This is a genomic window from Microbacterium timonense (assembly GCF_900292075.1).
GTDB classification, from domain to species: domain Bacteria; phylum Actinomycetota; class Actinomycetes; order Actinomycetales; family Microbacteriaceae; genus Microbacterium; species Microbacterium timonense.
Genome location: NZ_OLMV01000001.1, coordinates 69,554 through 84,638, shown reverse-complemented (window position 1 = coordinate 84,638; position 15,085 = coordinate 69,554). Strand labels below are relative to the sequence as shown.

Here is a 15,085-nt window from a genome sequence, read left to right as displayed (position 1 = left end):
CTCAGGCTCCTGTCTGAAGGGGGTCGACCGCCGGCTCACGCTGCGCGGCGCTGATGACCGCGAGCACGGCGTCCACGGTCTGATCGAAATCCAGGTGGGTCGAGTCGACGACCTCCACGCCGGGCGCGGCGGTGAGGAAGTCGACGACCGCCGAATCCGACGCGTCGCGCCGGTGCAGCGCCATGGCGACGGCCGCGGCATCCTGCGTGGTCAGCTCGGCGCTGCGCCGGGCCGCGCGCACCTCGGGCGCGGCGGTGAGGAGGATGCGCACCGGGGCGTCCGGCGCGACGACGGTGGTGATGTCACGGCCTTCGACGACGACGCCGGTCCGGCCCGAGCCTGCCACGAGGCGTCGGAACAGCGCGTTCACGGACTCGCGCACCGCGGGCACCCGGGCGACACCGCTGACGGCATCCGATACGCGGGGTTCCCGGATCGCGTCGGTCACGTCGGCGGGCCCGACGCGCACCCAGTACGCGTCGGGGTCCAGCGAGATCGCGTAGTCGAAGTCGCCCGCGACGTCGAGAACGGATGCCGCGTCCGACGTGTCGATGCCGTGCTCGAGGGCGTGCCATGCCAGTGCGCGATACGCGGCGCCGGTATCGAGGTAGCCGTAGCCGAGGCGCCGCGCCACCTGCTTGGAGACGCTGGACTTGCCGCTGCCCGCGGGACCGTCGATGGCGACGACCGTCGGCGTCGGCGTGCCTTCGCTCGCGGCGCCGGCAGCCGCACCGGTCACCGCGGCCTCTGCGGCCGGCGTCCCCGAGCGTGCGGGAGGGGTCGAGGGCTCAGTCATTGGTGGTGCTCGCAATCTTCCAGCCCCGCGCTTCGAGTCCGTCGACGGCGCGGCGCACGGCGCTCGGGACGACACTGATCTCGGCGAGGCCGAACTGAGCGCCTGGCGAGTGCTCCAGGCGCAGGTCCTCCACGTTCACGTCCAGATCGCCGAGCTCTCCGAAGAGCCGGCCCAGCTGTCCTGGGGTGTCATCGACCATCACGACGACCTGCTCGAAGCGACGGTTCTGGCCGTGCTTTCCGGGCAGCCGTTCGACGCCGTCGTTGCCGCGGCGGATGGTGTCGGCGACGGCGCGACGGGCGCCGGGTGCGTCGGGGTCGCGCAGCGCATCGGCCACGGCGGCGAGATCGGCTGCCAGCCGATCCAGCACGTCCACGACGGGCGCCGCGTTCGCCCCGAGGATCTGCACCCACAGCTCGGGTGCGGATGCCGCGATGCGGGTGGTGTCGCGCACGCCCTGGCCCGCCAGACGCAGGGAGCCGTCGGGCGCGTCCACGAATCGGCCGGCGAGGAGGCTGGCGACCAGCTGCGGCACATGCGAGACGAGCGCCACACTGCGGTCGTGGTCTTCCGGCGTCATCTCGATCGGCGTGGCCCCGAGATCCAGTGCCAGTCCCTCGACGAGGGCCAGGTCGGCCGAAGAGGTCTCGCCGTCACGGCAGACCACCCACGGGCGCCCGACGAAGATGTCGGCGCGCGCCGAGATCGCGCCGCCGCGCTCGCGGCCGGCGAGCGGGTGCGACCCGATGTAGTGCGTCAGGTCGACGCCACGCTCACGGAGCGAGCGCAACGGCTCCAGTTTGACGCTCGCAACATCGGTCACGACGGCGCGCGGATAGCGGATGAGCTCGCGCTCGATCACGTCTGCCGTGACGTCCGGCGGCACAGCGACGACGACCAGTGAGGGGTCGTCACCATCGGTGGCCCGTCGTCCGGCGCCGTAGTCGACGGCCAGCCGCAGCTGCGAGGGCGAGGTGTCGTCCAGCGCGACATCCACGCCTCGGGCCGTGAGGGCGTGACCGATGCTGGCACCCAGCAGACCGGCGCCGACGATCCGCACCGTGCCGCGCACGCGCGGCGCGAGCACGGGCTCGCCCGCACGCTCGCGCGCGGAGGTCGGCCTGGTGTCGGTCACTTACGTCTCCTGTTCGCCCTGCGAGGGATGATCACGTCGCGGGCGGCTCGTCGCGGGTGTCGGACGCGCCCTCCGCCGGCGCGGAGGAGGTCGCACGGCGCGCGAGAGTCAGCAGAGCGCCCCGCTCCACCTTAGTCAACTCGCGCGCCTGCCCGGCTGGCAGGGTTCCCAGGTGCAGGGGCCCGAACTGCCGCCGCACCAGTTCGATGACGGGATGTCCCACCGCCGCCATCATGCGGCGGACGATGCGGTTGCGACCCGAGTGGAGGGTCAGCTCCACCAGCGACTCCCCGCCGGCCCCCCCGGCCGTCGAGTTCGGCGATGTGGAGAGGAGCCGTGCCTTGTCGGCGGTGATCGGCCCGTCTTCGAGGTCCACGCCGCGCAGCAGCCGCTGGATCGTCTGCGCCGTGACGCGACCCTCCACCTTGGCGATGTAGACCTTGGTCACTCCGAACGAGGGGTGGGCGAGCACATGCGCGAGCTCGCCGTCATTGGTCAGCACGAGCAGACCGCTGGTGTCGGCATCCAGTCGACCGACGTTGTACAGCCGTTCCGGCCACTCCTTGGTGAACCGGCGCAGGTCCGGCCGGCCGCGGTCGTCCTTCATCGAGCTGACCACCCCGGTCGGCTTGTTGAGCATGACGTAGCGCTTGGAGGTGTCCAGCTGCACCGCGGTGCCGTCGACGTCGACCAGGTCCTTCTCGGGGTCGATGCGTGAGCCGAGCTCGGTCACCACCGCGCCGTTGACCCTCACTCGTCCCTCCACGATGAGCTGCTCGGCGACCCGCCGCGATGCCACACCGGCGTTCGCGAGCACCTTCTGCAGACGCACGCCCTCGGCAGCGGGAGTCGATCCGCTCGTGTTGTGCGCGGTCATCGTGTCCCACTTTCGATGGTTCCCGCAACGCGGAACGAACGCAATCGGGACATGGAGGCCAGGGATGGGGACATGGATGCCGCAGGGCGAGGGGTGCTCATCGAGCGACCTCCTCGAAACCGTTGGTGCCGTCGTCCAGCAGCGGCGAGATGTGCGGCAGCTCGTCGAGCGAGTTGATCCCCAGGTGCGTCAGCAGCGCGTCGGTGGTGCCGTAGTTGATCGCCCCGGTCTCGGCATCGGCGAACAGCTCCGTGATGAGGCCACGGGCAAGCAGCGTCCGGACCACGGAATCGACGTTCACGGCTCGGATCGAGGCCACCTGACTGCGCGTCACCGGCTGCTTGTACGCGATCACCGCAAGGGTTTCCAGCGCCGCCTGCGAGAGCCGGGACGGCGCCTGACCACCCACGAACTCGCTGACGAGGTCGTCGAACTCCTCGCGGACGTACAGTCGCCAGCCGCCGCCTACCTCACGCAGCTCGAAGCCCCGAGTCGGACCTCCGGTTCGCCCGTCGTAGTCGTCGACGAGCGACTCGATGGCCTGTCGCACGGCCGGCACCGGCGCTCCCACGGCGGCGGCGAGGCTCACGAGGCTCTGCGGTTCCTCGACGATCAAGAGGATCGCCTCGAGCCGTCGCGCGACGTCGCTCGTGTCGACGACGAGCGGTGCGTCACCTCCATCCGCCGGATCGAGTGCCCGCGCAGCGGGTGTATCGAGTTCATCTGTCATAGTCGGCTCCCAGGGTCGCGAGGTTCTCGTCGCTCCAGCGCTGCGCGCTCCAGCGCAGGGTGAGCTCGCCGAGCGGCTCGAGCTGTTCGAAGGACAGGGCGGCGTGCCGGTAGAGCTCCAGCACCGCCAGGAACCGTGCGACGACGACGCCGGGCTGCGCGACGCCCGAGACGAGCTCACGGAATGTCAGCGACCCGGCATCGCGCACCAGCGTCACGACGATCGCCGCCTGCTCGCGGATGCTCACCAGCGGCGCATGCAGATGGTCCAGTCCGACCCGCGGCAGCTCCTTGGGTGTCATCGCCAGCAGGGCCAGCGCCGCGAAGTCGTCCACGCTGAGCGACCACACGAGCTCGGGCACGGCCTTGCGGTACTTCTCGTCCAGCCGCACGGAGCGAGTGTGACGAGCGCCCTCGCGCCGCAGGCATCGCTCGAACCAGGCCGACACCTCCTTGAACGCGCGGTACTGCAGCAGCCGCGCGAACAGCAGGTCGCGTGCTTCCAGCAGCGCGACCGACTCCGCATCGACGAGCTCGCCCTGCGGGAGCAGACCGGCGACCTTCATGTCCAGCAGCGTCGCCGCCACGACGAGGAACTCGGATGCCTCGTCCAGCTCCTCGTCGGGTCCGAGCTCCCGCAGGTACGCGATGAAATCGTTCGTCACCAGCGACAGAGAGACCTCGGTGATGTCCATCTCGTGCTTCGAAATGAGGCTCAGCAGCAGATCGAACGGTCCGTCGAAGTTCGACAGCGACACGCGAAAGCCCGCCTCCGGCTCGCCGCCGGCCGCATCGTCCCCCAGGATGTCGGGCGCCGGCGGCTGCCCGGTCGTTGAGCCGTCCCCGGCCTCAGGCGACAGCACCACGGGCGACCAGCTCCCGCGCAAGTCGCAGGTAGGCCTGCGCGGCGGCGTGCTCCGGCGCGAACTCGGTGATCGGCATGCCCGAGACCGAGGCATCCGGGAACTTCACGGTCCGCCCGATGACGGTCTCGAGCACGTCGTCGCCGAAGGCGTCCACGACGCGCTCCAGCACTTCGCGCGAGTGAAGGGTCCGCGCGTCGTACATCGTTGCCAGCACGCCGTCGAGCCGGATGGTCGGGTTCAGGCGATCCCGGACCTTGTCGATGGTCTCGATGAGCATGGCCACGCCACGCAGCGCGAAGAACTCGCACTCGAGTGGAATGATGACGCCGTGGCTGGCGGTCAGCGCGTTCACGGTCAGCAGACCCAGGGACGGCTGGCAGTCGACGAGGATGACGTCGTAGTCGTTGGCGACCTTGCGGAGCACTCGCGAGAGCGTCTGCTCGCGCGCCACCTCGTTGACCAGATGCACTTCCGCCGCCGACAGGTCGATGTTGGCCGGAACGACGTCGAGGTTCTCGACGCGGGAATGGACGATCACCTCACGCGGATCGAGCTTCCCGTCCACCAGCAGGTCGTAGATCGTCGGGATCTCATGGGTCTGGATGCCGAGACCGGCCGACAGCGCGCCCTGCGGGTCGAAGTCGACCGCGAGCACCTTGCGACCGTAGCCGGCGAGGGCTGCGGCGAGATTGATGGTGGTCGTGGTCTTTCCGACCCCGCCCTTCTGATTGCACAGCGCGATGATGCGCGCCGGGCCATGCCCGTCCAGCTTCGCCGGAGTGGGGAAACCCTGGTAGGGACGCCCGGTCGGCCCGATGGGGACCTCGGACTCCGAGGCCTTCCCCGATCTGGTCTTCGCCGTGCTGTCAGCCACCCGTGCTCCCGCTTCCTCGTGCTCGCTCGATCCTAGTCGGCTCTAGGGGGAATGCCCGAGCGAAGCGCCGCGCGCGAGCACACCGCTCAGGCAGGCCGCGACTAGCGGGCGCGTGGGTGGGACGTCGCATACACGTCGCGAAGCGCGTCCACCGACACGTAGGTGTAGATCTGAGTCGTGGCCACCGACGCGTGTCCCAGCAGCTCCTGCACCACCCGCACGTCGGCACCCCCCTGCAGCAGATGTGTCGCGAACGAATGACGCAGCGTGTGCGGTGACACGTGTGCCGTCAGCTGGGCGCGCTCGGCGGCGGAGTTGATGACGAGCCAGGCGCTCTGGCGTGACAGCGGCGCGCCGCGCGCGCCCAGGAACAGTCGCGGGGTCGCCCTGCCGCGCCGTGACAGCTCCGGCCGCGCGCGAGTCAGATACGCGTCGACGGCAGCGCGCGCATAGGAACCGACGGGCACGATGCGTTCCTTGGATCCCTTGCCGCGCACCCGCAGCACATCGCCGTGCGCCATGTCGTCGACATCGAGCTGGACGACCTCCGAGACCCGGGCGCCGGTCGCGTACAGCAGCTCCAGCAGCGCGCGGTCGCGCAGTCCCAACAGATCGCCCGGAGCCGCTCCCCCGCCGGCCGGCTCGGCGTCGGAGGGCGCGGACGGTGCCGGACCCGCGGCATCCAGCAGTCTCTCGACCTGATCGATGGTGAGCGCCTTGGGCAGCCGCCGCGGCTGCTTGGGGGGCCGCAGGTGGGCGGTCGGGTCCGCCGCCTCGATGCCCTCGCGGGCGAGGAACCGGTGCAGCCCCCGCACCGACGATTGCAGCCGGGCCAGCGATGAGGCCGCCATGGGCGCCTCACCCGCCGCGCGGTCGGCGATGAAGCTGCCGACCATCGCCGGGGCCACCTCGGCGGTGTCAGCGACCCCCTGCTCGCTCAGCCACGCGACATACCCCGTGAGGTCCCGCCGGTAGGCGGCCACGGTGTTCTCGGACAGGCCGCGTTCGATCGCGATGTGGCGAAGATACGAGTCCACGGCGCGATCGAGTCGCATGTCAGGCTCCCGACGACTCCCCCGCCCGAGCGCGTTCGGCAGCGGCCAGCACGCCGACCGCAAGGATGCCGTTGCGCAGGCGGCCCGCCAGCACCCCCGCGACCGCCTCGCGCAGCGGCACCCACTCGATGCGGATGTCCGCCTCCTCGTCGGCGCGGTCGTGCGTGCCCTCGCTGGGCGTCAGCCCGCGGGCGAGGAAGAGGTGGACCACCTCGTCGTTGCCCCCGGGTGTGGTGAAGATGCTCACGAGCGGCTCCCACGACGAGGCGACCAGGTCCGCCTCCTCGGCGAGCTCTCGGCGGGCCGTCTCCAGCGGCGATTCGCCGGCGACGTCGAGCAGCCCTGCCGGCACCTCCCAGTCGCGGTGACGGATCGGATGGCGATACTGCTGGATGAGGAGCACGCGGTCGTCGTCATCGAGGGCGACCACCGCCGCGGCGCCCGGGTGGTCGACGTACTGGCGCTGGATGCGGGCACCGCCGTAAGCCAGCGTGTCGTCGCGGACGTCCCACACGTGCCCGCGATACACGAGATCGCTCGCCAGGATCGGAGGCTCGAACGGCTCGTCCTGGAGCACGCGGATGCCCTCGGACGCATCGCTCGGCGCGGACGTCTCCACAGCGGCGCGCGTCGGGTCAGCGGCGGCGGGCTGCGGTGAGGAGGAGCGCTCGTCGGTCACGCGACGGATTCCTGCGCCTCGAACGGCTCGACGTCGAACAGCTCGCTCGAACGGTGCCGCTCGAGCGCCGCGGCGACGAGTCCCCGGAACAGCGGATTGGGGTCGGTCGGCCGTGACCGCAGCTCGGGGTGCGCCTGGGTCGCGATGTAGTACGGGTGCACGTCGCGCGGCAGTTCCACGTACTCGACGAGGTCGAGGTCGGGGTTGATGCCCGAGAAGACCAGGCCGGCCGCGGCGATCTGGTCACGGTAGCGGTTGTTGACCTCGTAGCGGTGCCGGTGCCGCTCCGACGCCCGAGTCGTGCCGTACACCTCCGCGGCGATCGACCCCTCCTGCAGGTCGGCCGGGTACAGGCCGAGCCGCATCGTTCCCCCCATGTCCCCGTGGTCGAGGATGTCGATCTGCTCCTCCATCGTCGCGATGACCGGGTGCGCGGTGTCAGGATCGAACTCGCTGGAGGAGGCATCCTCGATGCCGGCCACATGGCGCGCGTACTCGATGACGATGCACTGCAGTCCGAGGCAGATCCCGAGGGTCGGGATGCCCTGCTCCCGCGCGAATCGCAGGGCGCCGATCTTTCCTTCGATGCCGCGGATGCCGAATCCGCCGGGGATCACGATGCCGTCCAGCGGAGCCAGCGCCTTCGCCGCGCCCTCCGGGGTCTCGCATTCGTCCGACGGGATCCAGCGGATGTTGACGTGCGTCTCCTGCGCGAACCCGCCTGCCTTCAGCGCCTCGGTGACCGACAGGTACGCATCCGGGAGGTCGATGTACTTGCCCACGAGACCGATCGTGACCTCGTGCTTCGGGTTGTGCACCGCGTTCAGCACCCGCTGCCAGCGCGACCAGTCGACGTCGTCCGCCTTGGACAGGCCGAGGGCACGAACGATGTACTCGTCCAGGCCCTGCTCGTTGAGCATGGACGGGATGTCGTAGATGCTCGGCACGTCGACGGCGTTGACGACGGCGCCCTCATCGACGTCGCACATCAGCGCGATCTTGCGCTTGTTCGACTCGGTGACGGGACGATCGCTACGCAGCACGAGTGCGTCCGGCTGGATGCCGATCTGACGCAGCGCCTGCACCGAGTGCTGTGTCGGCTTGGTCTTCTGCTCCCCCGAAGCGCCCATGAAGGGCACCAGCGACACGTGCACGAAGAAGACGTTGTTGCGGCCGAGCTCGTGACGGATCTGCCGCGCGGACTCGATGAACGGCTGCGACTCGATGTCGCCAACGGTGCCGCCGATCTCGGTGATGATGACGTCGGGTCGCGGATCCTCCGAGGCCTGCAGGCGCATGCGGCGCTTGATCTCGTCGGTGATGTGCGGAATGACCTGGACCGTGTCGCCCAGATACTCGCCGCGCCGCTCCTTCGCGATGACCTGCGAGTAGATCTGCCCGGTCGTGACGTTCGCCGCCTGGCTCAGCTCGATGTCGAGGAACCGCTCGTAGTGGCCGATGTCGAGATCCGTCTCGGCGCCGTCGTCGGTGACGAAGACCTCGCCGTGCTGAAACGGGTTCATGGTGCCCGGATCCACGTTGAGATATGGATCGAGCTTCTGCATCACGACACGCAGCCCGCGCGCGGTGAGGAGGTTCCCGAGGCTCGCGGCGGTCAGGCCCTTGCCCAGGGAGGAAACGACACCACCGGTCACGAAGATGTGCTTGGTGGTGTCGTTCGAAGAGTCGCCGCGGGAAGAACCAGAAGTCTGCATCACGGGCTTTTATCCTATCAGTCGGCGTCCGTGCGGAGGCTGAGCAACTCGCGGGCGTGAGTGAGGGCGGCATCGGAGTCGGGCATGCCCGAGAGCAGTCGCGCCATCTCGGCCTCGCGCTCCGCGCCTTCCAGGCGACGCACGTCGGATGCCGTGACCGAGCCGTCGTTGGCCTTCACCACCGACAGGTGGTTGGCCGCGAACGCCGCGACCTGAGCCAGGTGGGTCACCGCGATCACCTGCGACGACCGTGCCAGGCGGGCCAGGCGCCGTCCCACCTCGATCGCCGCCGCGCCGCCGATGCCGGCATCCACTTCGTCGAACACGAACGTGGGGACGGGATCGACGGCCGCGATCACGACCTCGATCGCGAGCATGACGCGGCTCAGCTCGCCGCCGCTCGCCCCTCGCGAGACCGGGCGCGGCTCCGCACCCGGGTGCGGCGCCAGGAGGATGGCCACATCGTCGCGTCCAGAGGCCGACTCGGCACCGGACGTCACCGCCACCTCGAGCCGCGCATCCGGCATCGCGAGCTCCCGCAGCTCTGCGGTCACGGCCGCTCCCAGCCGCCCGGCGGCCTCGGTGCGCGCGGCCGTGAGCGCGCCGGCGGCATCGTCGAGAGCGGATGCCGCGGCATCCCGCTCCTCGGCCAGCCGCTCGATGCGACCGGAATCGTCATCGAGCTCAGCCAGTCGCAGTGACCCGGTGTCGAGCAGCTCGATGGCGGACTCCAGCGAGCCGTGCGTGCGGACGAGCGCGGACAGCACCGCACGGCGCTCTTCTACAGCCGCCAGCTCGTGCGGACCGGATTCGTCGAGATCCGCGAGGTACCCCGCCAACGCGGCGGCGACGTCGGCGACCCGATAGCCGAGGTCGGCCAGCTGTCCTGCAAGGTCTTCGAGCGCCGGGTCGTGCACCCGCTCCAGAGCGCGGCGCGCCTCGGCCAGCAGGGAGCCGGCGTCCGGGACGTCGCCGTCCCCCGAGAGCGCGTCGTGCGCCGAGGCGGCGGCGAGCCGCAGCTCCTCGGCGTTGGCGAGTCTCTCCGCGCGCGCGATGAGCTCGGCGTCCTCGCCCGGCTGGGGAGCCGCCTGCTCGATCTCGGCGAGCTGCGCGCGAAGCTCCTCGGCCTCGCGAGCGCGCGCGTCGCGATCCTCGGTGAGCTGCGACAGCTCCCGGTCGACGGTGCGCCAGCGTTCATAGGCGCGTCGGTAGGTCTCGCGGGCGCTTTGCACCGCTTCGCCGCCGAACCGGTCCAGCGCGTCGCGCTGCGCGGCGGCCGAGCGCAACCGCAGCTGGTCCGACTGGCCGTGCACGACCACGAGTTCGTCGGCGAGATCCGCGAGCACCCCGGCGGGAGCCGCTCGCCCACCCACCGATGCGCGCCCCCGGCCCTCACTGGAGATCGAGCGGCCGACGTACAGCTCGGCGCGGCCGTCGCCGATCGGCTCCACATCGCCGCCGGCCTCCCGCACCCGCTCGGCGACCGGACCGTCCTCCGGCACGATCCACACGCCATCCACCGTGGCCTGGGAAGCCCCCGCCCTGACAGCTCCCGAATCCGCGCGCTGCCCGAGAAGCAGTCCCAGCCCCGTCACGACCATCGTCTTGCCGGCGCCTGTCTCGCCCGTGATGGCGGTGAACCCGGGTCCGATGGGCAGCGTGGCCTCGGCGATGACGCCCAGATCACGCAGGCGCATCTCCTCGATCACGGCTCGACCCCCGGCGTCGCGGCCGGGCGCGTCGTCGTGCCCGCGACGTCGGCGGTCGCGGCATCCGCCTTGACGTCTCGCACCGGGAGCACACCGGTGATGGCCGCCGGACCCCGCCAGCCCTCCACCGGGAGACGGAACTTGCGCACGAGTCGATCGGTGAAAGGCGACGGATGCAGGCGCGCCAAGCGCACCGGGCGGTCGGAGCGCCGGACGACGACGCGCGCCCCCGGGGGCAGGTCATGAGAGCGCCGGCCGTCGCACCACAGGATGCCGGTGCCATTGGTGCGCTCGAGAACCTCGATCGCCACGGCGTGCTCGGGGCCGACGACGAGCGGCTTGGCGAACAGCGCGTGGGCTGACAGCGGTACGACGGCGATCGCCTCGACGGTCGGCCAGATCACCGGCCCGCCGGCCGAGAAGTTGTAGGCGGTCGACCCGGTCGGTGTCGAGACCACCATGCCATCGCAGCCGAACGTCGACAGCGGCCGCCCGTCGATCTCGATGACGACCTCGAGCAGGCGCTCGCGGCTCGCCTTCTCGACGGTCGCCTCGTTGAGCGCCCAGGTCTCGTAGATCACCGAATCCGCCGTGTCTTTCACACGCACCTGCAGCGCCATGCGCTCCTCGACCTCATACTCCCGGGCGATCACGCGGCGGACGGCCTCGTCCATGTCGTCGCGTTCGATCTCGGCGAGGAAGCCGACGTGTCCCATGTTGATGCCGAGCACGGGGGCGCTGCCGTCACGGACGAGTTCAGCGGCGCGCAGGATGGTGCCGTCGCCGCCGAGGACGATCGCCAGCTCGATGTCGGCGACGGCGACGTCCACGCCGAGGATCGCCACGTCGCCGAGGGTGGGGCCGACGGCGATGAGCTCGTCGCGGTCATCTGCGGCGAGCACCGGCGTGGCACCGGCGGCCCGCAGCGCCGCCACGACACGTTCGGCGGCGGTGACGGTGTCGCTGCGATGAGCATGCGCGACGACGAGGATGCTGCGCGCGGCCCGCGCGTCGGTGTGCGTGTCGGCCCGCGCGTCAGCGTTGTTCATCGGCTCCCCGCCAGTCGGTTCACGGTGTCCAACCATTCTGTCGGATTGCTCCCGCGGCCCGGAGCGAGATGGGCGATGTACTCGGAATTCCCGTGCGTGCCGACGATCGGCGAAGCGACCAGCCCGCACGTGCCAAGACCCGCATCCCACGCGGACCACAGCACGCGCGCAACGGCATCCGCCCGCAGCACGGGGTTGGTCACAAGGCCGCCCTTGACCGCGGTGCGCCCCACCTCGAACTGCGGTTTGACCAGCAGAACGAGGTCGGCGTCAGGCGCTGACACCGCGGTCGCGGCGGGCAGCACATGGCTCAGCGAGATGAACGAGAGATCGCCGGTGATGACCGACGGCGCTTCGTCCACACCGCTCGCCTCGACGACGGTCTGCCGCGTCATGTACCGGACGTTGAACCCCTCGACAGAGATCACGCCCGGATCCTCGGCGACGGATGCCGCGAGCTGACCGTGACCGACGTCCACGGCGATGACAGGGCTTGCGCCACGTTCGCGCAGCACCTGCGTGAAGCCGCCGGTGGAGGCGCCCATGTCCAATGCGACACGCCCGCGCACGTCGATGTCGAACGCGTCGAGACCCGCGAGGAGCTTGTGCGCCGCGCGGCTGACGTAGTGATCGGTGGCGGCGACGTCGATGACGCTGTCGTCGGAGACCTGGGCGGAGGGCTTCACGACGGGACGCCCGTCCACTGTCACGAGCCCCTCCGCGATGAGACCGGCCGCGTGCGTGCGCGATCGGGCGAGTCCTCGAGCGGCCAGGGCGGCGTCGAGGCGGCTCGTCATGACGGGGTGCCGGGCGTCGCCTCGAGGCGACGGGCGAGCGTGTCGTGCAGCGCGTCGTACGCGTCGGCGCGCGTGGCGAGCGGCTGCGCTTCGATCACCTCGAGGGTCGACAGCAGGTCGCCGGTCTCGTCCTCACGGTCGCGGGGCTGATCCATGACCCCAGGATACGGCGACGCCGCGACAGAGCCGGGATGCGCCGTCGGTCAAGGCCGGTGGAAGGGGTCCGCGTACAGCTGCTCCGGCACGCGGAAGCCGAAGATCGCACGCCCGGTCGACCAGATCGCCGCCGCGCCGGCCCTCAGCAGATCGATGGGGCGGTCGCCTTCGCTGAGGACGCGCACGTCGGCGCCGTCGATCGCGACGCGCGCTTCTCGCACCGTCGCGACACCGCCCTTCACCGACACCTCCGGGTACGGCTCGTGCAGCTCGCGCAGGTCACCGAGGATGAATGTCGGCCGCGAACCTTCCGGCGCCGCGAGCACGTGCTTCGGCCGGTCGACGCCGGTGAGCACCAGCGCCGATGCGATGCCCGCGCGGTTGGCGCCCAGGATGTCGGTGTCCAGCCGATCACCGAGGAACAGCGGCTGCCGGGCAGAGAAACGTGCGACCGCTTCCTGGAAGATCGGCACCTCGGGCTTGCCCGCGACGGTCGCCAGGCGCCCGACGGCGGTGTGCACCGCCGACACGAGCGTGCCGTTGCCGGGAGCGAGGCCCCGCGCCTGCGGGATCGTCCAGTCGGTGTTGGTCGCGATCCAGGGGATCCCGCCCTCTTCCTCGGGAACCTTCAGCGCATAGGCCGCCTCAGCCAGCTGCGTCCAGCCGACTTCGGGCGCGAACCCCTGTACGACCGCCGAGGGCGCGTCGTCGGCGCTGCGCGTGACCACGAAGCCGGCCTTCTCCACCTCGGTGACCAGACCGTCGCCGCCTACGACGAGCACCGTCGACCCGGGGGCGATGCGTTGCACGAGCAGACGCATCGCCGCCTGCGGACTGGTGACGATGTCGCCGGGCGCCGTCGCCAGCCCGAGCTCGCTCAGATGCGCGGCCACCGACGCGTCCGTGCGGGATGCGTTGTTCGTGATGTACGCGAGCACGCGTCCGTCACGGGCCTTGTTGAGACTGTCCACCGCGTAGGGCAGCGCGCCGGCACCCGCGTAGACGACGCCATCGAGGTCCGCGAGCACCACGTCGACGCCGTCGATCGGGGCAGGCGTCGACGCACGCCGGGAGAAGAGGGCCATCAGTCCTCGTCCTCGCTCTCGCCGCCCTTCGCGCCGCCGTTGGACGACCGCCCGGGCGCCTCGGGCTCGTCGACACCGGCTTCGATGAGGATCTCGGCGACTTCGTCGGCGATCGTCGGAGCCTGCCCGACGTTCTGCTCAGAGGACTCCTCACCGTCGGTCCCGGCGATCTCCTCCTGCTCGGCCGCCGGCTCGACCCGGGCCGTGGGCTCCTCGGGCTCCGGCTGCACCGAGGCGGCGGGCTCGTCGGTCTCCGCCACCTCCTCAGGCTCCGTCACCTCTTCGGAATCCGTGACCTCGTCGGGCTCCTCGAGGACTTCCTCCACGTAGACCGTCTCGAGATCGCCCAGGCCGGATGCCGCATCGAGCGCCTCGCCGGCGACGACCGCCCGACGGCGCCACTGGTCGGCCTCGTCGAGACGCCCGAGCTCCTCCAGCACCGACGCGCGTGCCGCGAAGAGGGCGGGACTCCACGCGAAGGCGCGATCGGGGTCGAGTTCCGGGATGTCGAGCTCCTGCAGGGCGCGCTCGGTCTCGCCCAGATCCAAGCGGGCGCCGGACATTGCAATGGCGAGTTCGACCCGCACGGGCGTGTCAAGAGTGGTGCGGTCGACGGAACGCCCCACCTCGAGCGCGCGGTCGGGCCGCCCCACTCCTCGTTCACTGTCGACGATCAGCGCGATCTGGTCGTCTCGTCCTGAGATCCGCCGGTAGGTGCGGAGCTCGCGCAGCGCCAACGAGAAATCCCCGGTGGCGTAGGCGGTGATGCCGAGGGTCTCGCGGACCACGGCGATCCGCCCGGCGCGACGGGATGCCGACAGAGCATGCTGGTGGGCCAGTTCGGGGTCCTCGTCGATGAGCTGAGCGGCCATCGCCAGATGGCGGGCCACCTGGTCGGCGTTCTCCTTGCTCAGCGTCTTCAGCTCGTTGCGTGCCGACGCGGGCAGGTCCTTCGCAGTGACGTCCTCCGGGATGACCGGATCGGTGTGACGTGGCCGGACAGGACGGATCTCGCCTTCCCGCACGGCACGGTCGGGCCGGTCGGCGCCGCCGCGGGTCGGCCGGGCACCCCGGTCGTACGTCCTGCGGTCACCGTCACGCCTCGCGTACGGGCGGTCACCATCACGCTTCTGATACGGGCGATCTCCGTCACGCTTCTGATACGGACGGTCACCGTCACGCTTCTGATACGGGCGATCTCCGTCACGCTTCTGATACGGACGGTCACCGTCACGCTTCTGATACGGACGGTCACCGTCACGCTTCTGATACGGACGGTCACCGTCACGCTTGACGTAGGGCTTGCGGTCGGCGTCGCGCTGCCCAGAGGACCTCTTGTCACCGGCGCGCGCACCGTACGGACGATCGCCGTCGCGCTTCGCGTAAGGCTTGCGGTCCCCCTCGCGCCCGTTCGACGTACGGTCGGCTCGTGCCGACGACGGCTTGCGGCTGCCGGATCGCTCGCGCGGCGCGCGTCGATCATCGCGCGGCTCGTGCTCTGCCATTGTTCGATCCTCCTGGATCCGCTCGGTGCGAGGCAACTCAGTCCCTTAACGCGGAATG

General features: G+C 70.6%; 15 protein-coding genes. All 15 read right to left on the bottom strand.

Annotation, left to right across the window (positions count from 1 at the left end; translation table 11 throughout):
• Nucleotide 1: 1 nt before the first annotated feature.
• Nucleotides 2–796: a (d)CMP kinase gene (gene cmk, locus C9992_RS00410; RefSeq protein ID WP_235007876.1), complete on the bottom strand. Its 795-nt coding sequence runs from the start codon at nucleotides 794–796 to the stop codon at nucleotides 2–4.
• Entirely contained in the window at nucleotides 789–1,931 is a 1,143-nt protein-coding gene (locus C9992_RS00405) for a prephenate dehydrogenase (RefSeq protein WP_407662198.1), read from the bottom strand. The genes cmk and C9992_RS00405 overlap by 8 nt, the downstream gene beginning before the upstream one ends.
• 31 nt (nucleotides 1,932–1,962) lie before the next feature.
• Entirely contained in the window at nucleotides 1,963–2,808 is an 846-nt protein-coding gene (locus C9992_RS00400; RefSeq protein ID WP_106813639.1) for a pseudouridine synthase, read from the bottom strand.
• 97 nt (nucleotides 2,809–2,905) lie between these two features.
• On the bottom strand, nucleotides 2,906–3,538 hold the full coding sequence (gene scpB, locus C9992_RS00395; protein ID WP_106813638.1) for an SMC-Scp complex subunit ScpB: 633 nt from the start codon (nucleotides 3,536–3,538) through the stop codon (nucleotides 2,906–2,908).
• Entirely contained in the window at nucleotides 3,528–4,343 is an 816-nt protein-coding gene (locus tag C9992_RS00390; protein ID WP_106814555.1) for a segregation and condensation protein A, read from the bottom strand. The genes scpB and C9992_RS00390 overlap by 11 nt, the downstream gene beginning before the upstream one ends.
• 43 nt (nucleotides 4,344–4,386) lie before the next feature.
• On the bottom strand, nucleotides 4,387–5,277 hold the full coding sequence (locus C9992_RS00385) for a ParA family protein (RefSeq protein ID WP_106813637.1): 891 nt from the start codon (nucleotides 5,275–5,277) through the stop codon (nucleotides 4,387–4,389).
• A 101-nt stretch (nucleotides 5,278–5,378) separates the two neighbouring features.
• Entirely contained in the window at nucleotides 5,379–6,332 is a 954-nt protein-coding gene (xerD, locus tag C9992_RS00380) for a site-specific tyrosine recombinase XerD (RefSeq protein ID WP_106813636.1), read from the bottom strand.
• Nucleotide 6,333: 1 nt separating this feature from the next.
• The gene (locus C9992_RS00375) at nucleotides 6,334–7,011 is read right to left on the bottom strand and encodes an NUDIX domain-containing protein (RefSeq protein ID WP_235007874.1); all 678 of its coding nucleotides are present in this window, start codon (nucleotides 7,009–7,011) and stop codon (nucleotides 6,334–6,336) included.
• Nucleotides 7,008–8,726: a CTP synthase gene (locus C9992_RS00370; protein ID WP_106813635.1), complete on the bottom strand. Its 1,719-nt coding sequence runs from the start codon at nucleotides 8,724–8,726 to the stop codon at nucleotides 7,008–7,010. Before C9992_RS00370 ends, C9992_RS00375 begins: the two co-directional genes overlap by 4 nt.
• Before the next feature lie 17 nt (nucleotides 8,727–8,743).
• Nucleotides 8,744–10,435 (bottom strand): DNA repair protein RecN, encoded by a 1,692-nt coding sequence (gene recN, locus C9992_RS00365; protein ID WP_106813634.1) that lies wholly within the window; start codon nucleotides 10,433–10,435, stop codon nucleotides 8,744–8,746.
• Nucleotides 10,432–11,484, bottom strand: a complete 1,053-nt coding sequence (locus C9992_RS00360) for an NAD kinase (RefSeq protein ID WP_106813633.1) — start codon at nucleotides 11,482–11,484, stop codon at nucleotides 10,432–10,434. Before C9992_RS00360 ends, recN begins: the two co-directional genes overlap by 4 nt.
• Nucleotides 11,481–12,281 (bottom strand): TlyA family RNA methyltransferase, encoded by an 801-nt coding sequence (locus C9992_RS00355; RefSeq protein WP_106813632.1) that lies wholly within the window; start codon nucleotides 12,279–12,281, stop codon nucleotides 11,481–11,483. Before C9992_RS00355 ends, C9992_RS00360 begins: the two co-directional genes overlap by 4 nt.
• Nucleotides 12,278–12,436, bottom strand: a complete 159-nt coding sequence (locus C9992_RS18150; RefSeq protein WP_200826190.1) for a hypothetical protein — start codon at nucleotides 12,434–12,436, stop codon at nucleotides 12,278–12,280. Before C9992_RS18150 ends, C9992_RS00355 begins: the two co-directional genes overlap by 4 nt.
• 48 nt (nucleotides 12,437–12,484) lie before the next feature.
• Nucleotides 12,485–13,522, bottom strand: a complete 1,038-nt coding sequence (locus C9992_RS00350; RefSeq protein ID WP_106813631.1) for an HAD-IIA family hydrolase — start codon at nucleotides 13,520–13,522, stop codon at nucleotides 12,485–12,487.
• Nucleotides 13,522–15,027 carry a primosomal protein gene (locus tag C9992_RS18295; protein ID WP_235007872.1) on the bottom strand — a complete coding sequence of 502 codons (1,506 nt, stop codon included), beginning with the start codon at nucleotides 15,025–15,027 and terminating at the stop codon, nucleotides 13,522–13,524. Before C9992_RS18295 ends, C9992_RS00350 begins: the two co-directional genes overlap by 1 nt.
• Nucleotides 15,028–15,085 lie beyond the last annotated feature (58 nt).

Bases quoted from the DNA above. Each gene is read 5' to 3' on its own strand.
- cmk (WP_235007876.1), bottom strand. From the start codon at position 796: ATGACTGAGCCCTCGACCCCTCCCGCACGCTCGGGGACGCCGGCCGCA.
- C9992_RS00400 (WP_106813639.1), bottom strand. From the start codon at position 2,808: ATGACCGCGCACAACACGAGCGGATCGACTCCCGCTGCCGAGGGCGTG.
- scpB (WP_106813638.1), bottom strand. From the start codon at position 3,538: ATGACAGATGAACTCGATACACCCGCTGCGCGGGCACTCGATCCGGCG.
- xerD (WP_106813636.1), bottom strand. From the start codon at position 6,332: ATGCGACTCGATCGCGCCGTGGACTCGTATCTTCGCCACATCGCGATC.
- C9992_RS00370 (WP_106813635.1), bottom strand. From the start codon at position 8,726: ATGCAGACTTCTGGTTCTTCCCGCGGCGACTCTTCGAACGACACCACC.
- C9992_RS00360 (WP_106813633.1), bottom strand. From the start codon at position 11,484: ATGAACAACGCTGACGCGCGGGCCGACACGCACACCGACGCGCGGGCC.
- C9992_RS00355 (WP_106813632.1), bottom strand. From the start codon at position 12,281: ATGACGAGCCGCCTCGACGCCGCCCTGGCCGCTCGAGGACTCGCCCGA.
- C9992_RS18150 (WP_200826190.1), bottom strand. From the start codon at position 12,436: ATGGATCAGCCCCGCGACCGTGAGGACGAGACCGGCGACCTGCTGTCG.
- C9992_RS00350 (WP_106813631.1), bottom strand. From the start codon at position 13,522: ATGGCCCTCTTCTCCCGGCGTGCGTCGACGCCTGCCCCGATCGACGGC.
- C9992_RS18295 (WP_235007872.1), bottom strand. From the start codon at position 15,027: ATGGCAGAGCACGAGCCGCGCGATGATCGACGCGCGCCGCGCGAGCGA.